This is a genomic window from Bradyrhizobium sp., assembly GCF_049519115.1.
Lineage (GTDB): Bacteria > Pseudomonadota > Alphaproteobacteria > Rhizobiales > Xanthobacteraceae > Bradyrhizobium.
Map to the genome: position 1 here is coordinate 37,728 of NZ_JBEKRB010000019.1, position 23,000 is coordinate 60,727.

General features: G+C 61.4%; 18 protein-coding genes. 16 read left to right on the top strand and 2 right to left on the bottom strand.

Going from position 1 to position 23,000, the window contains the following annotated elements; translation table 11 throughout:
• Positions 1–806 precede the first annotated feature (806 nt).
• From dnaE to lpxB, 16 genes are all read left to right on the top strand, one after another.
• Positions 807–4,280 (top strand): DNA polymerase III subunit alpha, encoded by a 3,474-nt coding sequence (gene dnaE, locus ABSE61_RS16415; RefSeq protein ID WP_423872175.1) that lies wholly within the window; start codon positions 807–809, stop codon positions 4,278–4,280.
• A gap of 19 nt (positions 4,281–4,299) precedes the next feature.
• The gene (locus ABSE61_RS16420) at positions 4,300–5,031 is read left to right on the top strand and encodes a carbonic anhydrase (RefSeq protein ID WP_423872176.1); all 732 of its coding nucleotides are present in this window, start codon (positions 4,300–4,302) and stop codon (positions 5,029–5,031) included.
• A 264-nt stretch (positions 5,032–5,295) separates the two neighbouring features.
• The gene (locus tag ABSE61_RS16425; RefSeq protein WP_423872177.1) at positions 5,296–6,297 is read left to right on the top strand and encodes a 30S ribosomal protein S2; all 1,002 of its coding nucleotides are present in this window, start codon (positions 5,296–5,298) and stop codon (positions 6,295–6,297) included.
• Positions 6,298–6,425: 128 nt separating this feature from the next.
• On the top strand, positions 6,426–7,349 hold the full coding sequence (gene tsf, locus ABSE61_RS16430) for a translation elongation factor Ts (protein ID WP_423872178.1): 924 nt from the start codon (positions 6,426–6,428) through the stop codon (positions 7,347–7,349).
• 68 nt (positions 7,350–7,417) lie between these two features.
• Positions 7,418–8,134 carry a UMP kinase gene (gene pyrH, locus ABSE61_RS16435; RefSeq protein ID WP_423872179.1) on the top strand — a complete coding sequence of 239 codons (717 nt, stop codon included), beginning with the start codon at positions 7,418–7,420 and terminating at the stop codon, positions 8,132–8,134.
• A gap of 59 nt (positions 8,135–8,193) precedes the next feature.
• Positions 8,194–8,757: a ribosome recycling factor gene (frr, locus tag ABSE61_RS16440; protein ID WP_423872180.1), complete on the top strand. Its 564-nt coding sequence runs from the start codon at positions 8,194–8,196 to the stop codon at positions 8,755–8,757.
• Positions 8,758–8,818: 61 nt separating this feature from the next.
• Complete coding sequence (locus ABSE61_RS16445) at positions 8,819–9,577, top strand: isoprenyl transferase (protein ID WP_423872181.1); 759 nt, start codon at positions 8,819–8,821, stop codon at positions 9,575–9,577.
• Positions 9,574–10,419 (top strand): phosphatidate cytidylyltransferase, encoded by an 846-nt coding sequence (locus ABSE61_RS16450; protein WP_423872182.1) that lies wholly within the window; start codon positions 9,574–9,576, stop codon positions 10,417–10,419. Before ABSE61_RS16445 ends, ABSE61_RS16450 begins: the two co-directional genes overlap by 4 nt.
• Positions 10,420–10,424: 5 nt before the next feature.
• Complete coding sequence (gene dxr / locus ABSE61_RS16455) at positions 10,425–11,645, top strand: 1-deoxy-D-xylulose-5-phosphate reductoisomerase (RefSeq protein WP_423872183.1); 1,221 nt, start codon at positions 10,425–10,427, stop codon at positions 11,643–11,645.
• 43 nt (positions 11,646–11,688) lie between these two features.
• Positions 11,689–12,840, top strand: a complete 1,152-nt coding sequence (gene rseP / locus ABSE61_RS16460) for an RIP metalloprotease RseP (protein WP_423872184.1) — start codon at positions 11,689–11,691, stop codon at positions 12,838–12,840.
• 172 nt (positions 12,841–13,012) lie between these two features.
• Positions 13,013–15,583, top strand: coding sequence for an outer membrane protein assembly factor BamA (gene bamA / locus ABSE61_RS16465; protein WP_423872185.1), 2,571 nt, complete (start codon positions 13,013–13,015; stop codon positions 15,581–15,583).
• A 220-nt stretch (positions 15,584–15,803) separates the two neighbouring features.
• The gene (gene fabZ, locus ABSE61_RS16470) at positions 15,804–16,262 is read left to right on the top strand and encodes a 3-hydroxyacyl-ACP dehydratase FabZ (RefSeq protein ID WP_423872186.1); all 459 of its coding nucleotides are present in this window, start codon (positions 15,804–15,806) and stop codon (positions 16,260–16,262) included.
• A 112-nt stretch (positions 16,263–16,374) separates the two neighbouring features.
• Entirely contained in the window at positions 16,375–16,674 is a 300-nt protein-coding gene (locus ABSE61_RS16475; protein WP_423872187.1) for a hypothetical protein, read from the top strand.
• Between the two features lie 122 nt (positions 16,675–16,796).
• Complete coding sequence (lpxA, locus tag ABSE61_RS16480) at positions 16,797–17,603, top strand: acyl-ACP--UDP-N-acetylglucosamine O-acyltransferase (protein WP_423872188.1); 807 nt, start codon at positions 16,797–16,799, stop codon at positions 17,601–17,603.
• 18 nt (positions 17,604–17,621) lie between these two features.
• Entirely contained in the window at positions 17,622–18,479 is an 858-nt protein-coding gene (locus ABSE61_RS16485; protein WP_423872189.1) for an LpxI family protein, read from the top strand.
• Entirely contained in the window at positions 18,479–19,669 is a 1,191-nt protein-coding gene (gene lpxB / locus ABSE61_RS16490; RefSeq protein ID WP_423872190.1) for a lipid-A-disaccharide synthase, read from the top strand. The genes ABSE61_RS16485 and lpxB overlap by 1 nt, the downstream gene beginning before the upstream one ends.
• Before the next feature lie 169 nt (positions 19,670–19,838).
• Here lpxB and gltA read toward each other — a convergent pair whose 3' ends face one another.
• Entirely contained in the window at positions 19,839–21,140 is a 1,302-nt protein-coding gene (gene gltA, locus ABSE61_RS16495; protein ID WP_423872191.1) for a citrate synthase, read from the bottom strand.
• Positions 21,141–21,282: 142 nt separating this feature from the next.
• Complete coding sequence (gltX, locus tag ABSE61_RS16500; protein WP_423872192.1) at positions 21,283–22,707, bottom strand: glutamate--tRNA ligase; 1,425 nt, start codon at positions 22,705–22,707, stop codon at positions 21,283–21,285.
• Positions 22,708–23,000 lie beyond the last annotated feature (293 nt).

The following is a 23,000-nucleotide window of genomic DNA, read 5'->3' on the forward strand; positions in this document are numbered from 1 at the left end:
AATGGCCCCTGTTTTCAAACTGCCCTTACTACTCGGAGCTTAGTGGGTCAGTTTGATTGTGGCGGCCGGACGGGGTGTAAAATCGGGTGGGTCCAGCGCATATTCTGCGGATGACCGTAAGAGACTATTGGGTAGACGATCTGAAATGTCCGAGATGTGGGAAGACGGCCAAGCCAAAACCTTCGCAGGCTGATGGCCACGCTTTCCTGCACGGTAAAACTCTAACTATCATCGATGAAATCCCGGCGGGATTCGGCTACGGAATGAGACGCAACGCGATCACGTTCTTCTGCAAAGACTGCAAGGTGGCCGCCAAATGACCTCCAAACGCCCTAGGGACCCCAACCAGAGCTAGCCAAGTCGATGTCGACAGACCGGTCAGAAGCTGACCGCGATCCTGCGAAACGACGGCGACGCTTATCAAGCGTTGCTCGGCAGGGGGCGAGCCTCGTTAACCAAGCGATTTCCTGTACGTTCTTAATCAGGGAGGCGGTGATGTTGAGGGTTTTTGTCGAGGAAGCAGCGGCTTTGGCGTCGATCGGGCTGTTTGTTGGGATGATCGCGATATGGGCGCAGGTGATCCCCAATCTGTGATCCCCCCAATCAGTAAGGGCTTTGAGCCGGGTTTCGGGGACGACCAGCGCGCCGAAGCTGGTCCTTTTGGTCCCCTTGGGGAAAAGCCTGATAGCGGCGGGCGGGGGAGCAAGGCTTCGTGGACTTAAAGGTTCGGAGCCCTCACGATAGCGGGTAGCGAGTCGCCCTGAAGCGGCTCGGCCCCCACCATAACCGCTGAGTTGCCGAACGACATGTCAAAGCCCGTGGCGCCGTCCAATCCCGGATTTGTCCATCTCCACGTCCATTCGGCCTATTCGCTGCTGAAGGGTTCTATCAAGATCGCTCGCCTTGGCGAACTCGCCAAGGCCGACCGTCAGCCGGCGCTGGCGTTGACCGACACCGACAACATGTTCGGGGCGCTCGAGTTCTCCGACAAGATGGCCGGCTACGGCATCCAGCCGATCGTGGGGTGCGAACTCGCGGTCGATTTCGGCGATCAGGATCCGAACGCCCGCAACGCCATGGCCTCAGCGCCGTCGCGAATCGTTCTGTTGGCCTCGCGCGAGCGCGGCTACCGCAGCCTGATGCATCTCAATTCCCGCGCGTTTCTGGAAACGCCTATCCATCAGACCCCGCACGTCAAGTTCGAGTGGCTGGAGGGGCAAACCGAAGACCTGATCGTGCTGACCGGCGGTCCGGACGGTCCGGTCTCGCTGGCTTTGGCCGCCGATCAATCGGCGCTGGCAATGTCGCGCTGCGAACGGCTCGCCGGCCTGTTCGGCGATCGGCTGTATGTCGAGTTGCAACGCCACGGCATCGAGAAGGAACGGCGCGTCGAGGCCGCCCTGATCGATCTTGCCTACGCCAAGGGCCTGCCGCTGGTCGCGACCAACGAACCGTATTTCGCCACCGCGGACGATTACGAGGCACACGACGCGTTGCTTTGTATTGCCGGCGGCCGGTTGATTGCCGAGACCGAGCGCGAGCAACTGACGCCGGATCATCGTTTCAAGACGCGCGCGGAAATGGCGGTGTTGTTTGCCGACATTCCCGAGGCCTTGAACTCCACCGTCGAGATCGCCGAGCGCTGCGCGTTTCGCCCCAAGACACGCAAGCCCATTCTGCCGCGCTTCACGGTCGGTGCCGGCGCCAATGCGGCGGATGCGGTCCATGAGGAAGCCGGCGAATTGCGCCGTCAGGCCGAGGACGGTCTGAGCAACCGGCTTGCCGTTCACGGCCTCTCACAAGGAAGCTCCGAAGAAGACTATAGCGCGCGGCTCGCCTTTGAGCTCGATGTCATCACCCGCATGAACTATGCCGGTTACTTCCTGATCGTTGCCGACTTCATCAAGTGGGCCAAGTCGGAAGGCATTCCGGTCGGTCCCGGCCGCGGGTCGGGCGCCGGCTCGCTGGTGGCCTACGCGCTCACCATCACCGATCTCGATCCGATCCGCTTCGGTCTGCTGTTCGAACGCTTCCTCAATCCGGAACGCGTATCGATGCCCGACTTCGACATCGACTTCTGCCAGGATCGCCGCGGCGAGGTGATCGACTACGTGCAAAAGCGTTACGGCCGCGATCAGGTGGCCCAGATCATCACCTTCGGAACGCTTCAGGCGCGCGGCGTGCTGCGCGACGTCGGACGCGTGCTGCAAATGCCTTACGGGCAGGTCGACAAGCTGACTAAGCTCGTGCCGCAAAATCCTGCCGCCCCCGTGACGCTTGCGGCCGCGATCGAAAGCGAGCCGAAGCTGCAGGCGTTTCGCGACGAGGATCCGGTGGTGGCGCGCGCCTTCGATATCGCGCAGCGTCTGGAGGGCCTGACGCGGCATGCCTCCACCCATGCCGCCGGCATCGTGATCGGCGACCGTCCGTTGAGCGAACTCGTGCCGCTCTATCGCGATCCGAAATCCGACATGCCGGTCACCCAGTTCAACATGAAATGGGTCGAGCCCGCGGGCCTCGTCAAATTCGACTTCCTGGGCTTAAAGACGCTGACCGTGCTCGATGTCGCCGTGAAGCTGCTCAAGCTGCGCGATGTCGACGTCAATCTCGAAACGCTGCCGCTGGATGACGCGCCCAGCTACCAGATGCTGGCGCGGGGCGACGTGGTCGGCGTGTTCCAGGTGGAAAGCCAGGGCATGCGGCGGGCGCTGGTCGACATGAGGCCCGACCGCTTCGAGGACATTATCGCGCTGGTGGCGTTGTATCGTCCGGGCCCGATGGCGAACATCCCGACCTATTGCGCGCGCAAGCACGGCGATGAGGAGCCGGAATATCTGCACCCGCTGCTCGAACCGATCCTGAAAGAGACGTTCGGCGTCATCATCTACCAGGAACAGGTGATGCAGATCGCGCAGGTGATGGCCGGCTATTCACTCGGCGATGCCGACTTGTTGCGCCGCGCGATGGGCAAGAAGATCCGCGCCGAGATGGAGAAGCAGCGCGCCATCTTCGTTGCGGGCGCAGTCAAGAACAACGTGCCGAAAGGGCAGGCCGAAACCATCTTCGAACTGCTCGCGAAATTCGCCGACTACGGCTTCAACAAGAGCCATGCTGCGGCGTACGCGCTGGTGTCCTACCACACCGCCTACATGAAAGCGCACTACCCGGTCGAATTCCTGGCCGCGTCGATGACGCTGGAACTCAACAACACCGACAAGCTGTCGGAATTTCGGTCCGAGGCGCAGCGGCTGGGAATCAAGGTCGAGGCGCCCAACGTCAATCGCTCGGGCTCCGTCTTCGAGGTCGCTGGCGGCACGATCTATTATGCGCTTGCTGCGCTCAAAGGCGTCGGCCCGCAGGCTGTCGAACTGATCATCGATGCGCGCCGTGGCGGGCAATTCACTTCGTTGGCCGATTTTGCATCGCGCGTGAACCCGCGTGCGATCAACAAGCGGATCATCGAGAGCCTTGCTGCTGCCGGCGCCTTCGATTCGCTCGATCCGGACCGGGCGCGGGTTTTTGCCGGTGCGGATGCGATCCTGGCCGCGTGCCAGCGCAGCCACGAGGCTGTGACCTCCGGCCAGAACGACATGTTCGGTGGTGCGGCGGACGCGCCGACCATCATGCTGCCCCAGGTCGAACCGTGGTTGCCGGCCGAGCGGCTGCGGCGCGAATATGATGCGATCGGCTTCTTCCTGTCCGGTCATCCGCTCGACGACTATGCCACGGTGCTCAAGCGGCTGCGCGTGCAGTCCTGGGCCGAGTTTTCGCGGGCGGTGAAGACCGGCGCGACCGCCGGCAAGGTGGCCGCAACCGTGGTCTCGCGCATGGAGCGGCGCACCAAGACTGGCAACAAGATGGGCATCATCGGGCTATCGGACCCAACCGGCCATTTCGAAGCGGTGTTGTTCTCGGAAGGCCTCGCTCAGTACCGCGATATTTTGGAGCCGGGCGCAGCGGTACTTCTGCAACTGGGCGCGGAGTTGCAGGGCGAGGATGTGCGGGCGCGCGTGCTACACGCCGAAGCGCTCGACGATGCCGCCGCCAAGACGCAGAAAGGGTTGCGGATTTTCCTGCGCGATACCAAACCGTTGGAGTCCATTGCGCGGCGACTTTCGCCGCCGGCCGGCCAGTCCGGCAGCGGCGATGTCGCGCTGGTGCTGCGGCTCGACATGCAGACCGAGGTCGAGTTCAAGCTGGAAGGCCGTTTCCAGGTGTCGCCGCAAATCGCCGGTGCCATTAAGGCGGTGGCGGGTGTAGAGATGGTGGAGACGCTCTGATCGGGGAAAGGATTTTCCGATGTGTGAGATGTGCCGCCGAAATTCGCTAGCGAGGTTTGAACCTTCCCGTCGCGGCGTGCTGAGCGGCGCGGTCTGGACCATGGGACTTTTGTTGGCGAGCGCGGCCGGTGCCAAGGAGATGAAGGCGCCGCCAAAGCCGCAGAACGTGCTGACGCCCGCGGCCTCCCTCGAACGCCTGCAAAAAGGAAATGCGCGCTATGTCGAGGGCGTATCGCTGCGTCACGACTTCAAGCACGAGCGCGAAGCGCTGACCGGAGGCCAGAACCCCTACGCCGCTGTACTGAGCTGTGCGGATTCGCGAATTGCACCCGAATACGCCTTCGACAGCGGCCGCGGCGATCTCTTTGTTTGCCGCGTGGCGGGCAATTTCGCCAACAACGAATCGGTCGCCAGTTTGGAATACGCCGTCGCTGAACTCGGAACGCCGCTGATTCTTGTTCTCGGTCACGACGCCTGCGGCGCAGTCAGTGCGACGATCAAATCGCTCAAGGACAACACCACATTGCCCGGGCACTTGTCCTCGCTGGTCGAAGGCATCGCGCCTGCGGTGAAGGCGGTATCGGGTCAAAACGGCGACACCTTGGCCAATGCGATCAGGCAGAATGTGATCGATAATGTCGGCAAGCTCAGCTCTGCGACACCTATCCTGAGTGCTGCGGTGGAACAAAATAAGCTCAAGGTCGTCGGCGGGATCTATCGGCTCAAGGACGGCAGGGTGGAGATGGTGTAGGCCCCCGCCGCTCGCGGGGAGGGCCTGGGGTGTCGTGGCCTTAAGAAACCGGCCCTCCGCCCCCCGAATTTGCGGGATTTCGCCTGGATTGCCGGCCTCCGGGCGTCCCAAAAACCCCGTATTTCCTTGCTTCTCGCGAAAATCCGGCTATATACCGCGCCATCTCACACGGAAACATGGCTCAAAAGGCCGTCCGGTGGCAGCCGGGCCATAAGGCTCGCTTGCTCACACGTTTCCGGAGGAACCAACCGGAGAATTAGAACCATGGCAGTACCCGATTTTTCTATGCGTCAGCTGCTTGAGGCTGGCGTGCACTTTGGCCACCAGTCGCACCGCTGGAATCCGAAAATGGCTGACTATATTTTCGGTGCGCGCAACAACATCCACATCATCGATCTGGCGCAGACCGTGCCGCTGATGCATCGCGCGCTTCAGGCGGTCAGCGATACGGTCGCCAAGGGCGGCCGCATCCTGTTTGTCGGCACCAAGCGGCAGGCCCAGGACGGCGTTGCCGAGGCCGCCAAGCGTTCGGCGCAGTACTTCGTCAATTCGCGCTGGCTCGGCGGTACGCTGACCAACTGGAAGACGATTTCCGGATCGATCAAGCGGCTGCGGCATCTCGACGAGGTGCTCAACTCCGGCGATGCCAACGCCTACACCAAGAAGGAGCGGCTGACGTTGCAGCGCGAGCGCGACAAGCTCGACCGCTCGCTCGGTGGCATCAAGGACATGGGCGGCTTGCCGGACATGATCTTCGTGATCGACACCAACAAGGAAGACATCGCGATCCAGGAAGCCCAGCGGCTGAATATCCCGGTGGCTGCGATCGTCGACACCAACTCCGACCCGAAGGGCATCACCTATGTCGTGCCCGGCAACGACGACGCCGGCCGCGCGATCTCGCTCTATTGCGATCTGGTGGCGCGCGCTGCGATCGACGGCATTTCGCGGGCGCAAGGCGATGCCGGCATCGACGTCGGTGCCTCGGCTCGTCCGGTCCAGGAGCAAGCTCCCGCCGCTGCGCCGCAGGCGTCCGGCTTCCAGGGCCTGGCGGGTCCGCGCGGTGCGCCGGACAATCTCAAGAAGCTCACCGGCGTGTCCGGCGCGATCGAGAAGAAGCTCAACGATCTCGGCATCTTCCACTACTGGCAGTTGGCCGAGCTCGATCACGATACGGCGCACAAGATCGGCGAAGAGGTCGGCCTTCCGAGCCGCGCCGACGCCTGGGTGGCCCAGGCCAAGACGCTTACCGCTGAAGCGGAATAGTAAATATGCCGGCTGGAAATCCCGGCCGGCATCACAGGCACATTCCAGTTACGGCATCGGTGACGGTGGATCGCGGCGGACGTTGAACCGCGCGGCCACCACCGTCGCAGGCAAAGGACGATAGCGACATGGCGACAATCACGGCAGCGATGGTCAAGGATCTGCGCGAATCCACCGGCGCGGGCATGATGGATTGCAAGGCGGCACTGACCGAGAGCGATGGCGACATGCAGGCCGCGCAGGATTGGCTGCGCAAGAAGGGCCTGTCGAAGGCCGCCAAAAAGGCGGGCCGCGTGGCGGCCGAGGGCCTGATCGCCGCGCTGACCAAGGATACCAAAGGTGTCGTCGTTGAGGTCAACTCCGAGACTGACTTCGTCGCGCGCAACGAGCATTTCCAGGGGCTGGTGAAGATGATCGCCCAGGTGGCGCTCGACGTCGGCGCCGATGTCGAAAAGATCAAGGCCGCCAAGGTCGGCAATGTGACGGTTGAGACGGCTATTGCGGATGCGATCGCCACCATCGGCGAGAACATGACGCTGCGCCGTGCCGCTGCGCTGGAAGTCGGCAAGGGCGTGGTGTCGAGCTACGTCCACAATGCGGTGGTCGAAGGCGCCGGCAAGATGGGCGTGATCGTCGCGCTGGAATCCACCGGTAAGACCGATGAGCTCGCTATACTCGGCAAGCAGCTCGCGATGCATGTCGCGGCCGCCAACCCGCTGGCGATTGATCCGGCCGGGCTCGATCCGGCGACCGTCAAGCGCGAAAAGGACGTGCTGGCCGATAAATACCGTCAGCAGGGCAAGCCGGAGAACGTGATCGAAAAGATCGTCGAGTCGGGCTTGAAGACCTATTACAAGGAAGTCTGCCTCTTGGAGCAGGCCTTCATCCATGACAGCGGCAAGTCCGTTACCCAGGCACTCAAGGAAGCTGAGGGTAAGGTCGGCGGGCCGATCAAGGTGGCTGGATTTTTGCGCTATGCTCTCGGCGAGGGAATCGAGAAGCAGGAATCGGACTTTGCTGCCGAGGTCGCCGCTGCCAGCGGCCAGAAATAGCTGCTCCGACAACGCTTGCGGTCCGTTCGCGCCGACGCGCGGTGCGGGATAAAGAAAGCGATTCGCAAATGACAGGGCCGGTTTATCGTCGCGTGGTGATCAAGCTCTCCGGCGAGTACCTCGCCGGCAGCCACGGCTCCGGCATCGACCAGCCGACCCTCGACCGCGTGGCCGCCGATCTGATCGCGGCGCGGCAGCTGGGCGCCGAAGTGGCGGTTGTCGTCGGCGGTGGCAACATGATCCGCGGCGTCGAAGTGTCCGCGCAAGGCGTGTCGCGGCCGACCGGCGACACCATGGGCATGCTGGCCACGATGATGAACTGCCTCGCGCTCGAGGCGGCGATCGAACGCAGGGGAACGCCGGCGCGAACCCTGTCGGCATTCGTCATGCCGGAGATTTCCGAGCTTTTCACCCGAAGTGCAGCGCACAAATATCTTGCCGAGGGGCGTATCGTGCTGCTCGGCGGCGGAACCGGTAATCCGTTTTTCACCACCGATACCACGGCGGTATTGCGGGCGGCTGAAATCGGCGCGCAGGCGGTGCTGAAGGCGACCAATGTCGACGGCATCTACAGCGCCGATCCGAAAAAAGACCCAACTGCCAAGCGATTTGATCGTCTGACCCATTCCGAGGCCATCGGGGGCGGCTACAAGGTCATGGACGCCACAGCATTTGCGCTTGCCCGCGAGACGTCGCTGCCTATCATCGTGTTTTCGATCGCCGAACCGGGTTCGATCGGCGCCATTCTGAGCGGCACCGGTCGCGGGACGATCGTTGCCGGCTAGTGCTTGTTGCGCCAGAGATGAAAGGCGCGCGGCGGCCGTATTCAGGAGGAGAGAGCGTCATGTCCACGGGTAGTTTCGACATCAACGAACTGAAGCGCCGGATGCAGGGCGCCACGCAATCTCTCAAGCACGAACTCGGCGGCTTGCGGACCGGACGTGCCGCCGCATCGATGCTGGAGCCGGTCCAGGTCGAGGCCTATGGTTCGCACATGCCGCTCAATCAGCTCGCGACCGTCAGCGTGCCCGAGCCGCGCCTGCTGTCGGTCCAGGTCTGGGACAAGTCGATGGTGAAAGCCGTCGAGAAGGCGATCGTCGATTCCAATCTCGGTCTAAGTCCGGCAACCGAAGGGCAGGTGCTTCGCCTGCGGATTCCCGAGCTCAACGAGGATCGCCGCAAGGAACTGGTCAAGGTCGCCCACAAATATGCGGAAGCGGCGAAGGTCGCCGTTCGGCATGTGCGGCGCGACGGTCTCGATACGATCAAGAAGCTCGAGAAGAATCACGAAATTTCCGAGGACGATCAGGAACGCCTGGGCAATGACGTACAGAAGGCGACCGACGGCACGATTTCGGAAATCGATCAGATGCTGGCGGCGAAGGAAAAGGAAATCCTGACCGTCTAGGTTTCACTCGGGCGCGAGCTGCCGAACATGATGTTCGATATCGTTTCCAAAGGATTGATTGATGTCGAATGCCGCCGCACCCGTGACTGAAGGGCCCGATCGAGCCGGTGGTCCCTTGCACGTGGCGATCATCATGGACGGCAACGGACGCTGGGCCGCTGCGAGGGGGCTGCCGCGCGTCGAAGGGCATCGGCGCGGTGTTGAGGCGTTGCGCAATGTGGTTCGCGCCGCCGGCGAACTCGGTGTTCGCTACTTAACGATTTTCTCGTTCAGCTCTGAAAACTGGTCGAGGCCGGCGTCAGAAATTGGCGACCTGTTTGGGTTACTGCGGCGCTTTATTCGCAACGACCTCGCCACGCTACATCGCGATGGCGTTCGTGTCCGCGTGATTGGCGAACAACAGGGACTTGAGCCGGATATCTGCGCGCTTCTCAAGGAAGCCGAGGACCTGACGCGGGACAATGATCGCATGCATCTCATTGTCGCATTCAATTACGGATCGCGGCAGGAAATCGCGCGTGCGGCACAGCGGCTGGCCGGTGAAGTGGCGGAAGGAAAGCGTGATCCCTCCTCGATTGACGCCGACACGCTCGGGCGTTATCTCGACGCACCCGAAATTCCCGATCCCGACCTGATCATCCGCACCAGCGGAGAACAGCGACTGTCGAATTTCCTGATGTGGCAGTCGGCCTATAGCGAGCTGGTTTTCGTTCCGGTCCACTGGCCTGACTTCGACAAGGCCGCGCTTGAAGGCGCCATTGCGGAATACGCCAGGCGCGAGCGCCGGTTTGGTGGCCTGGCTGTGAAAACCGGATCGTGACCGAAGGCCAGGCATCGATCGCAGCAAGCGGGCGGGAGGGCAACAACCTTCTGTTGCGGATTATCGCCGCGCTGGTGATGGCTCCGCTGGCCATTGCCATAGCGTATGTCGGTGGATGGCTTTGGACAGGCCTCGTCACCGCCGCAGCCATCGGACTTTACATCGAGTGGCTGACCATCATTGGTGCGCGCAAGCCGCGCCTGGTGCTTGTGGGCGTCCTCATTCTTCTCGGCGTCGGCTGGGTCGACGTCGGCCATATCAACGAAATCTATCTTTCAGCGCTTGTGGTGCTGGGTGTTGTCGCCGTTGCGTTTCTGTCTTCCGAACGCCGGCTCTGGACCGCGGTTGGAATGGGCTACGCCTTGGCGGCATCCATCGGTTCAAGCGCGGTGCGGCTTGATCCGCTCCGGGGATTAGCCGCGTTGATGCTGGTGCTACTGGTGGTTTGGGCGACCGACATCGGCGGATACTTCGCCGGCCGGCTGATCGGCGGACCCAAACTCTGGCCGCAGGTCAGCCCGAAGAAGACCTGGGCGGGCGCAATCGGCGGCTTTGCGGCGAGCCTCGGCGTGGCGGCTTCCTTTGCGGCATTTAATTTCGGAAAGATCATACCGCTGCTGCTGTTGAGCGGGGTTCTCTCGATCGCCTCGCAACTCGGCGATCTCTTTGAGTCCGCTGTCAAACGCAGATTTGGCGTCAAGGATTCCAGTCACATCATTCCCGGACATGGCGGGTTGATGGACCGCCTTGACGGCTTCGTCGCCGCCATCGTCCTGGCGGCCATTTTCGGCTTTTTGCGGGGCGGCGCGGATGGCGTCGGCCGCGGTCTTATGGTTTGGTGAGAAGCATGAGCGCTGTTCCCTTGCGTAACAATAAAGCGGCGACCGCCGTTCGTTCAGTCACCGTGCTGGGCGCGACCGGTTCCATCGGCGACAGCACGATGGATTTGCTACGGGCTTCGCCCGACCGCTACCGTGTCGAGGCATTGACCGCTCATACCAACGTGCAGAGCCTCGCCAAACTCGCCAGGGAATTCGGCGCGCGCTATGTCGCCGTCGCCGACCCCACGAGATTAGGCGAATTGAAGGATGCGCTCGCAGGCACGCGCACGGAGTGTGGCGCTGGCGAAAGTGCGGTGGTCGAAGCGGCCGCGCGGCCGGCCGATTGGGTGATGGCCGCAGTCAGCGGCGCGGCGGGTCTGAAGCCGGCGCTGGCGGCGGTGGATCGCGGCGCGACGGTGGCGTTAGCCAACAAGGAATGCCTGGTTTGTGCAGGCGATTTCTTCATGGAGCGCGCGACGAAGGCCGGGGCCTGTATTTTGCCGGCTGATTCCGAACACAACGCGCTGTTTCAGGCCTTGAGTTCCGGGAACCGCGCAGAGCTAGTTCGCGTCATCATCACCGCCTCAGGCGGCCCGTTCCGTACCTGGTCGAGCACTGACATCGAACAGGCAACGCTGGCGCAGGCCCTCAAGCATCCGAACTGGAGCATGGGGCAGAAAATCACCATCGATTCAGCCTCGATGATGAACAAGGGCCTCGAGGTGATCGAGGCAGCGTACCTGTTCGGATTGACGGCGGAAGAAATCGACGTCCTGGTTCATCCGCAATCGATCATTCATGGCATGGTGGAGTTTTCCGATCGCTCCGTGGTGGCGCAACTCGGCGCGCCGGATATGCGCACGCCGATCGCGCATTGCCTTGGCTGGCCCGATCGAATCGTGGGGCCTGCGGCGAAACTCGATCTCGCCAAGATCGGGCAGCTGACGTTTGAAGCGCCGGATTTCGCGCGCTTTCCGGGACTGCGGTTGGCGTATGAGGCGTTGCGGACCGGCCGCGGTGCGACCACGGTCTACAATGCGGCGAACGAGGTCGCGGTTGCCGCGTTCATCGCGGGCAAGATCAGGTTTGGCGCCATTGCGCGGCTGGTCGAGGCGACACTTGAAGCTTGGATTCGCGCCGGGAATCTGTCTCCACTGACCTCCGCCGACGATGCAATTGCTGTTGACCATAACGCGCGAAATAAGGCGGTCACCCTATTGCCTCAAATTGCCTTAAAGGCATCCTAGAGCGTTGGGGTTGGGCCTGGCGGCTCCGGGTGAGGGGAATTGAATGTCCGAGTTTTTTCAGCATAGTTTCAATGTGTTAGGTCACGGCGTGATCGGATACATTGTTCCCTTCTTGTTTGTGCTGACCATCGTCGTTTTCTTCCATGAACTCGGTCATTTCCTGATTGCGCGCTGGGCGGGCGTGAGGGTGTTAACCTTTTCGCTCGGGTTTGGCCCCGAATTGGCCGGCTTTAACGACCGCCACGGTACGCGCTGGAAGATTTCTGCCATCCCGCTCGGCGGCTACGTCAAATTCTTCGGCGACGACAGCGAGGCCTCGACCCCGGACCTGGAAACACTCGGCAACATGAGTGCCGAGGAGCAAGCGGACAGTTTCCATCACAAGAAGGTCGGTCCTCGCGCGGCAATTGTGGCCGCCGGCCCGATCGCGAATTTTCTCCTGGCCATCGTGATCTTTGCCGGGATGTCGCTCTATTTCGGCAAGCCCAGTTCGATCCCGCGCGTCGATGTGATTCAGCCCGACAGCGTCGCGGCGGCCGCAGGATTCCAGGTCGGCGACATCGTAGCCTCGATCGATGGAACGGGAATCGAAAGTTTCGCCGACATGCAGCGGATCGTTTCCACCAGTGCCGGCTCCAAGCTGACGTTCCGGGTGAAGCGCAATGATGCGCTGATCACTCTGTCGGCGACGCCAGCACTGAAGGAAGTGAAGGATATCTTCGGCAACAGCCACAAGATCGGCGTGCTGGGTATTCAGTACAACGCGCAGCCGAGCGATCCGAAAACCGCGCCGGTCGGTTATCTGGAATCGCTGAAGATCGGCGTCGAGCAGGTCTGGTTTATCGTCGATGGCACGTTCAAGTTCGTGGGCTCGCTGTTTGTCGGCGCCGGCTCCACCGGCGATCTCGGCGGGCCGTTGCGGATCGCGCAGCTCTCGGGCCAGGCGGCAAGCCTCGGTTTCCAGTTCTTGCTCCAGCTCTGTGCGGCGCTTTCGGTATCGATCGGCTTGCTGAATCTGTTTCCGGTGCCGCTGTTGGATGGCGGTCATCTTTTGTTCTATTCGGTGGAAGCCGTGCGGGGGCGTCCATTGTCTCAGAGAGCCCAGGAAATGGGCGCACGAATCGGGCTAGGGCTGGTGCTGATGTTGATGGTATTCGTCACCTATAATGACATCTTGCACCTCGCCGCATCGTGAAGCGGCTTTTTTATGACGTGGCCGATGGGCAACGTCTTGGAATGAAAATGAAATCACGCTGCGACATAAGGTTTGCCGGCTTGGTAAAATTGGCTACAAGCGGGTCGGCAAATGGTGATTTGCCGGTTCGTGGGGTGCGGGCCGGCAGCAGGATTGTAAGGGCGCTTAGCGCATGAAGCTTGGAATGGGGGTACGGGGAGGCTTGTTGGCCGCCCTGATCATGTTGGCGACGCCGTTTGCCGCCACCTTGGCGGTTGGGCTCGCGTCCTCGCCGGCGTCGGCGCAGACCGTGGATTCGATTCAGGTCGAGGGGAATCGTCGGGTCGAGGCTTCGACGATTCGTTCCTATTTCAAGCCGGGTGTCGGCGGAAAGCTGGACCAGGGGCGCCTGGACGATGGTTTGAAGGGCCTGATTGAGACCGGCCTGTTCCAGGACGTGAAAATCAACACGGCCGGCGGGCGAGTCGTCGTGACGGTGATTGAAAATCCGGTGATCGGCCGCGTGGTTTTCGAAGGCAACAAGAAGATCAAGGACGAGCAGCTCACTGGCGAAATTCAATCGAAGCCGCGTGGAACGCTGTCGCGCCCGATGGTCCAGTCCGATGCGCAGCGAATCTCGGACATCTATCACCACGCCGGCCGCTACGACGTGTCGGTGGTTCCTGAAATCATCGAGCAGCCGAACAACCGAGTCGACCTGATCTTCACGATCACGGAAGGCAACAAGACCGGTATCAATTCGATCGAGTTCGTCGGCAATACGACTTATTCGGCCTATCGCCTGAAAGACGTCATCAAGACGCGCGAATCGAATCTCCTGAGCTTCCTTGGCGGCAACGACGTCTACGATCCGGACCGCATCGAAGCCGACCGCGACCTGATTCGACGCTACTATCTCAAGCACGGCTTCGCCGACGTGCAGGTCGTTGCCGCGTTGACGGAATACGACCCGCAACGCAAGGGCTTCCTGGTCACCTACAAGATTGAGGAAGGCCAGCAATACCGAGTCGGCTCTGTCAATTTCCAGTCCAGCATTCCGGCGTTGGATGGAAATGTGCTCGCCCGATTCTCGCGCGTTAATGTCGGCTCGCTCTATAATGCCGAGGCGCTGGAGAAATCGGTCGAGGAGATGCAAATCGAAGCCTCGCGGCGCGGATTTGCTTTCGCAGTTGTCAAGCCGCGCGGCGATCGCGACTTCCAAACGCACACCGTCTCGATTGTATTTGCCATCGACGAAGGTCCGCGCACCTACATCGAACGCATCAACGTGCGCGGAAATACGCGTACTCGGGACTATGTGATCCGTCGCGAATTCGATATCGCCGAAGGTGACGCCTACAACCGGGCGCTGGTCGACCGGGCCGAGCGCCGACTGAAGAATCTCGACTTCTTTAAGTCCGTCAAAATAGCAACCGAGCCGGGCTCATCGAGCGACCGCGTGATTCTTAATGTCGAACTCGAAGAAAAGTCGACCGGCGACTTCTCGGTATCGGGCGGCTATTCGACGACCGACGGCCCGCTCGCCGAGGTCAGTGTTTCCGAACGGAACCTTCTGGGCCGCGGCCTTTTCGGCAAGGTGTCGGTGACCTATGGCGAGTACGCGCGGGGACTGACGGTTTCGTTTGTCGAGCCCTATTTGCTCGACTACCGTGTTGCGCTGGGTCTCGACGCCTACTACCGCGAGCAGTTGCCCAACACCTATATTTCCTACGAAACCAAGACCATCGGTTTCAGCCCGAGAATCGGTTTGCAACTGCGTGAAGATTTGAGCATGCAGCTGCGGTATTCGATCTATCAGCAGCAGGTGTCGCTGCCGAGCTACCTGGACAATTGTAATAACAATCCCAACAACGGGCTTCCCTTTAACCCGTCACCGGCATTTGCGAATACGGCGGCGGGACAGTCGCTGATCCAGTCGCTCATCCCGGGCGGCGTGGATCCCTCCGGAACAGGCCTCTGGTGTTACTCCGACGGCGAAGCTTCGTTGCCGGTGCGCAAGGAACTCGCCGCAGGCTCAACGATTACGTCGGCGGTCGGGTACACCTTTGATTACAACACGCTGGACAACAACAAGAACCCGACCGACGGTCTCTTGATCGACTGGAAGCAGGACTTCGCAGGCGTCGGTGGCGATGTGATCTACCTGAAGTCGGCGCTCGACGTGAAATACTACACGCCGCTGGTGGCTGATATCGTCAGCATCATTCACCTCCAGGGCGGCGTGATGACCCAGGTCGGCAACAACGCGATCCGGATGCTGGATCAGTTCCAGGAAGGTCCGAACCTGGTACGTGGTTTTGCGCCGAACGGTATCGGTCCACGCGACATCAATCCTTACGGTACCCAGGACGCGCTCGGCGGTACGCAGTATTGGGGCGCTTCGCTGGAATTTCAGATGCCTTTCTGGTTCCTGCCGAAGGAAGTTGGTCTGAAGGGTGCCGTATATGCGGACGCCGGCTGGCTGGGCGACTACAAGGGACCGACCGATTGGGCCACCACGGGTGAAGTCAATCTGCCCGGCTGTATTCCGCCAACCAACAACGGTTCGGCTAACCCTGCCGCGCCGGGTACCTGTTTGGGCTTGCAGTATGATCCGGGCAACGTTGTGCGCACCTCGGTCGGTGTCGGTTTGATCTGGCAGTCGCCGTTCGGTCCGCTCCGCTTCGACTACGCGATCCCGATCACCAAGGGTAAGTACGACGTCGTACAGCAGTTCAAGTTTGGCGGCGGCACCAGCTTCTAGCCGCTGCGCCGGCCCGGCTACACCGTCAGCCGAACGGGGCCGGAACAAAAAACTGGCCCGCTGCCCTTGCGACGGGCCACGTGAGGATTGCCAAGGATCGTCAACGACCGCAAAGTCGGCCCTTGGGCCGACCATCGGGCCATGGGCTTAAGTGCTGGAGCTCGAAGGTGATGGTTGTGACGCGGGCGCGGGACGCGCTTGAAGGGGAGGAGCGTGAAAAATGGCGGAAGCGTCGGTCAAGTTTGCGCTCGTGGATATCAACGATATCCTGAAGACGCTGCCGCACCGTTACCCCATGCTGCTGATTGACCGGGTCATCGATATCAGAAGCGATTACAGCGGAATCGGCATCAAGAACGTGACCTATAACGAGCCGTCGTTTCTCGGTCATTTTCCCGAACGCCCGATTTATCCGGGTGTCATGATGATCGAGGCCATGGCGCAGACCGCCGGCGTCATCGGAATCAAATCGGTCGAGGGCACCGAAAAGCCTCGGGCGGTCTATTTCCTGACCATCGACAAATGCAAGTTTCGCAAACCCGTGCTGCCCGGCGACACCATCGAGTACCACATGCGCAGCATCGGCAGACGCAAGGCGATGTGGTGGTTTCACGGCGATGCCAAAGTGGACGGAACGATCGTTGCCGAGGCCGACGTTGGGGCCATGCTGACCGACTGACGCCGACGTTACGTGGGCAGCAAACGTTAATGCGCCGGCGCCGCGCCGTCTTCCAATCGACAGGCCGAATTTTCTGTGTTCTAGTTTCGCAATCGGGCGCCGGAAGGGTCGGATGCGAAACCTGACGATATTGGCGGCTTCGGCGACGTTGCTTGTTGTCCTCAATAGCGCTGCCGTTGCGGGCAAAACGTGCGTTGTCACGGCGACCGAGGCATTGCCAAAAATCACGGGGCTGGTCGTCAAGCGATCCCGGACACGCCCGGTCTCGCCTGAGATTCTGGCCACCTGGAAAGGCCAGTCGAAGCCGGTCATCATCGATGTTGACGTCGAAACCGAAGGTGACGCGCAAACTTTTTCCTATATGTGCGTGATTACGCAAGGCTCAGCCTTTGTCCAACGCACCATGAACTAGGCGCGAATTCACCCTGCCGGGACCATGGATGGCAGGTCACTGGACAGCCCCCGCGGCTCGCGCTAACCACTGAAAAACCGGGCAATTCCCGCCAAATCCCTGCAAGAGAGAGCGGCTCCTCGATGACTACGATCGACCCAACCGCGCGGGTTGAAGACGGCGCTGCGATCGGCGAGGCCGCGACGATCGGTCCCTACTGCATGATCGGTCGCAATGTCGTTATCGGCGCCAATTGCAAACTTGTCGCCCACGTCCATGTCATGGGGCACACCAGCATCGGCGCCGGCTGTACGGTCTATCCTTTCGCTTCGCTTGGTTCGCCGCCGCAATCGCTCGGCTATCGCGGTGAGCCGACCAGGCTCGAGATCGGCGAGAGCTGCACCATCCGCGAGTCGGTGACGATGAATACCGGCACGGTTGGCGGCGGCGGCATTACCCGCGTCGGCAACCGCGGTTACTTCATGAATTGCAGTCATGTGGGACATGACTGCCAGGTCGGCAATGACGTCATCTTCGCGACCTCTGCTACGCTTGGCGGTCATTGTGAAATCGGCGATTTTGTCTTCATCGGCGGCTTGTCCGCGGTGCATCAGTTCACCCGAATTGGTCCGCAGGCCATGATCGGCGGCGTCTGCGGCGTTCGCGGCGACGTCATTCCGTACGGCCTCGTCAACGGCCAATATGCGCGTCTCGAAGGCCTCAATATCGTCGGGATGAAACGACGCAAATTTACCCGCGAACGATTGACCGTCGTGAGGTCGTTCTATCAAAAGCTTTTCGACGCCCCTGGAATCTTTTCCGAACGGTTCGAAGCGGTACAGTCTCTCGCGACGACGGATCCTGCGGTCGCGGAAATCCTCAGCTTTATCGACACGGGCAAGCATCGTTCTCTGTGTTTGCCGTCCGGCCGGAACGATGAACAGGGATGACGGAGTAGTCGCACCCCCATGACAGCCGCGGCTTTGGAAATTGCATCGCCGGTTGGCGTGATTGCGGGGGGCGGCGCGATGCCGTTTGCGGTGGCGGATTCCTTGCGCGCGCGCGGTCTCGATCCCATCCTGTTTGCGCTCAGGGGCGTTTGCGATCCTACGGCCGCCGAACGCTTCCGCCATCATTGGATCGCGGTCGGTCAGTACGGGCGTGCGAAGAAGTTATTCCGCGCGGAAAACTGCAAGAACCTGGTTTTCATCGGAACCCTGGTCCGACCGTCGCTCTCGGAAGTCCGGCTTGATTGGGCCACGCTTTTCGTCATGGGGCGGGTATGGTCGGCCTTTCGCGGTGGCGACGATCACTTGTTGTCCGGCGTAGGCCGGATATTCGAGCAAGACGGCTTCCGTCTTTTGGGACTGAAGGAAGTCGCGCCGGATTTGCTGATGCCCGAGGGGTGCGTCACGCTCACCGCGCCTGATCAGGATGCGATGGCGGATATCGCCAGGGGGCGCGAGGTGCTTCGCGCGCTCGGTCCATTCGACATCGGTCAGGCCGCGGTCGTCATCGATGGCCATGTCGTCGGCGTCGAGGGCATCGAAGGCACGGACGAATTGCTGAAGCGTATTGCAAGCTTGCGAGAGGGGAGACGCATTCGCGCTCCCGCAGGCCGCGGGGTGCTGGTGAAAGCGCCCAAGAGCGGACAGGACTTGCGCTTCGATTTGCCGACGGTCGGATCGCAGACCGTCAAAGGGGCCGCGGCGGCCGGCCTTGCCGGTCTCGCCGTCATCGCAGGCAATACGGTGGTTGCCGATCCGCAAGCCATGATCGAGGCGGCGGACACCGCCGGGCTTTTTGTCACCGGTTTGCCTTCCTGATGCCGGGCCCTGCAAACGGCGGCGTCGCGCGCAAAATTTTTCTGATCGCAACAGAAGAATCCGGCGACCGGCTAGGGGCGCATCTGATGAAGGTGCTCCGTCAGCGGCTCGGCGGCGCCGTCAGGTTCGAGGGCGTCGGCGGTCTTTCGATGGCGCGTGAGGGGCTGAAATCGCTGTTTCCGATCGAGGAGCTGTCGATCATCGGCTTTTCGGCCGTCGTCAAACAGCTTCCGAAGGTGCTGCGTTTGATCCGGCAAACCGCCGCCGCTGTGTTGCGCGCAGGGCCCGACATTCTCATCATCATCGACAGCCCCGACTTTACCCATCGGGTCGCCCGCCGCGTCCGGGCCCGCGATGCGACGATCCCGATCATCGACTACGTCTCGCCATCAGTCTGGGCGTGGCGGTCGAGCCGGGCGCGCGCGATGCGGACCTATGTTGATCATGTCCTGGCGTTGTTGCCGTTTGAACCGGAGGCGTACCGCCGCCTGCATGGGCCGCCCTGTACTTATGTTGGCCATCCCTTGATCGAACAGCTCGGCTCGCTCAGACCGGGGCCTGAGGATCAGGGGCGCCGCAATGGGATACCGCCGGTGCTGGTGGTCTTGCCCGGAAGCCGCCGCAGCGAGATCAGACATCACATGGCGATTTTCGGCGACGCTCTGGAGCGGTTGCAGGCGCAGGGGAACGCGTTTGAACTTATCCTGCCAACCATGCTGCATCTGCTCGAAGGCGTCAGGGAAGGTGTCAAGACCTGGAAAGTTGCGCCGCAGATTGTGGTCGGCGAGCAGGAAAGGCGCACAGCTTTCCGGATTGCTTCGGCAGCGTTAGCCAAATCGGGCACGGTCACGCTCGAACTGGCGCTGGCCGGCGTGCCGATGGTCGCCGCTTACCGGGCAGGCGCGGTCGAGGCCTGGTTCGTCCAGCGCGCCATCACTGTCCAGTCGGTGATCCTGGCGAATCTGGTGGTTGGCGAAAACGTGGTCCCCGAGTTTATCCAGGACGCCTGCACGGCGGACAACCTGGCGGGCGCGCTCGGCGAGGTGTTGTCAGACTCTCCGATGCGCCAGCGTCAATTGGCTGCCTTTGCGCGAATGGACGGCATCATGTCGACTGGCAATCATCCGCCCAGCGTCCGCGCCGCCGACATTGTTCTGGCGACGCTGCGGAAATCCCGAAGGGCCGGCTAGAGCGTTTTCGAGCGAAGTGGGCACCGGTTCGCGTAAAGAAAACGCGTCGCAACAAAAGACTGGAGCCCGGTTCTGATTCAATCAGAACCGGGCTCCAGGGAGCGGAATACGACGAAGCCGGACGCGATCATCGCATCCGGCTTCAAAGTCGTTTACGCGCAGGCGCTCGCTATTTCCGTTGATCGATGCCGACGTAGTCGCGACGCGTCACCCCGGTATAGAGCTGGCGCGGACGGCCGATCTTCTGCAGCGGGTCTTCGATCATCTCGCTCCACTGGCTGATCCAGCCAACGGTGCGCGCAACCGCGAACAGAACGGTGAACATCGAGGTCGGGAAACCCATCGCCTTCAGCGTGATGCCCGAATAGAAGTCGACGTTCGGATAAAGCTTGCGTTGAATGAAATACTCGTCGCTGAGCGCGATCTTTTCCAATTCCAGCGCGACCTTCAGCATCGGATCGTCGCCATGGCCGGTTTCCTTCAGCACGGCGTGACACATCTTCTGCATGATCTTGGCGCGCGGATCGTAATTCTTGTAGACGCGATGGCCGAAGCCCATCAGGCGAACTTCGCTGTTCTTGTCTTTCACCTTCGCGATGAATTCGGGAATCTTGTCGACCGTGCCGATGCCCGCGAGCATCGCCAACGCCGCTTCGTTGGCGCCGCCATGCGCCGGTCCCCACAGGCAGGCGATGCCGGCTGCGATGCAGGCAAACGGGTTGGCGCCGGAAGAGCCGGCGATGCGCACCGTCGAGGTCGAGGCGTTCTGTTCGTGGTCGGCATGCAGGATGAAGATCTTGTCGAGCGCGTCGGCCAGCACAGGATTGATCTGGTATTCCTCGCACGGCACTGCAAAGCACATGTGCAGGAAGTTCTCGGCGAAGCTCAGCGAGTTCTTCGGATAGATAAAGGGCTGGCCGAGATTGTACTTGAAGGCCATGGCGGCCAGCGTCGGAATCTTGGCGATCATGCGCATCGAGGCGATCATGCGCTGCTTCGGATCGTTGATGTCCGTGGAGTCGTGATAGAACGCGGCCAGGGCGCCGACCGAAGCCACCATGACGGCCATCGGATGCGCGTCGCGGCGGAAGCCCTGGAAGAACCGCGCCATCTGTTCGTGAACCATGGTGTGAAGGATCACGCGGCGGTCGAAGTCGGCCTTCTGCGCCTTGGTCGGCAGCTCGCCGTAAAGCAGCAGGTAGCAGGTTTCCAGGAAGTCGCCGTTTTCGGCGAGTTGCTCGATCGGATAACCGCGGTATTCCAGGATGCCGGCATCGCCGTCGATATAGGTGATTTTCGACTCGCAGCTTGCGGTCGAGGTAAAGCCGGGGTCGTAGGTGAACATGCCGGACTGCGCGTAGAGCTTGCCGATGTCGATGACGTCGGGCCCAACGCTGCCGCTCGAAATCGGAAGATCGAAGGTCTTGTTGCCTACCGTTAACGTTGCGCTCTTGCCTTGGGATGCGGCCATCGTGAGGTCCCCGATGCGATCGTTGCGAAAGCCCGCGCTTGCATGCCTTTTAAAGGGCAGGCGCGCCAAGCGGGCGCTGAAATGAAGCAATGAAATGGGTAGCTTATTGCCGTGTGCGCTGCAAGGTGGCGGCACTCATGCTTCAATCCGGTCCCTGGTCGTCGAGCCGGGCCAGACTTTCCTGCCGGCCGAGGACGGCCAGTACGTCGAATATACCGGGGGAGGTGGTGCGTCCGGTCAACGCCGCGCGCAACGGCTGTGCGACGGCGCCGAACTTGAGGCCGTTCTGGTCGGCAAAGGTCCGCATCGCGGTTTCGGTCTCTTGGGCGGTCCAGTCCTTGACCGCCCAGAGGGCGACGCGAAGCCGGCCGATCAATAAGCGGCTTTCCGGCGTCAGTAAGGCGGCGGCTTTGGCGTCGATCTCAAGCGGCCGGTCGGCGAAAATAAAGTAGGCGCTGTCGATCAGCTCGATCAGCGTCTTGGCGCGCTCCTTCAGGCTCGGCATCGCCTGCAACAATTGCGCCCGGGTGGTGTCGTTGAGCTTGGCCTTGAGGTCGGCTCCGTTGGGCACGAACGGGAGCACCTGCTCGAACATATTCACGAGGGATTGATCGTCGGCGTGGCGGATGTAGTGCCCGTTGAGATTTTCAAGCTTGGCGAAATCGAAGCGCGCGGCCGATTTGCCGATGCCGGAGAGGTCGAAGGCGGCGATCATTTCCTCCGTCGAGAAAATCTCCTGGTCGCCATGGCTCCATCCGAGCCGCACGAGGTAATTTCGCAAGGCTGCCGGCAAATATCCCAGCGCACGGTACGCGTCGACGCCGAGTGCGCCGTGACGTTTGGAGAGCTTCGAACCATCGGGGCCGTGAATTAACGGAATATGCGACATGCTGGGGATGTCCCAGCCGAGCGCATCATAGATCTGCTTTTGGCGCGCCGCGTTGATCAGGTGATCGTCGCCGCGGATGATATGGGTGACGCCCATGTCGTGGTCGTCCACCACCACGGCGAGCATATAAGTCGGGGTTCCGTCGCCGCGGAGCAACACGAGATCGTCGAGGTTTTCGTTTTGCCAGACGACCCGGCCCTGCACCTGATCCTCGATCACAGTCTCGCCGGTCTGGGGCGCGCGCAGGCGGATGGTCGGCTTGATCCCGGTTGGAGCCTCGGACGGATCGCGGTCGCGCCACAGGCCGTTGTAAAGGCGGTTACGGCCCTCGGCGCGGGCCTTCTCGCGCATGGCCGTGAGTTCTTCCGGCGTGGCGTAACAATAATAGGCCTTGCCGGCCGCCAGCAGGCTCTCGGCGACCTCCCGGTGGCGCGCCGCACGGCTGAACTGGTAGATGACGTCGCCGTCCCAGTCGAGCTCGAGCCACTTGAGACCATCCAGGATCGCTGCAATCGCAGCGTCCGTCGACCGCTCGCGATCGGTATCCTCGATCCGGAGCAGCATCTTGCCGCCGTGCTTGCGCGCATAGAGCCAATTGAACAGGGCCGTGCGGGCTCCTCCAATATGGAGAAAGCCGGTCGGCGAGGGGGCAAAGCGCGTAACGACAGGTGCGGTCATCGACGTCAACAGGGAGGGTTGGGAATCTGCCTGGGCAGGCTGCGGGTGTATAGCAGGAACCCCATATAACTAAAGCCTTCCTTGGGGCTGGTGGCCCGTTTCTGACATTCGTATCCTGTCGCGGAGGCCCATTTACGAATGTCAGAAACGAAGGGCCACCAGCAAATAATAAGTTTGCAGTGTGGTTTGGGATTTGACATTCGCTATAGGAACTCGCGGCGATACTGAAGCGAATGTCAAATCCACCACACTGGCAGATTTGGCAGCTAGTCCTTCGACTCCGGAACAATAAG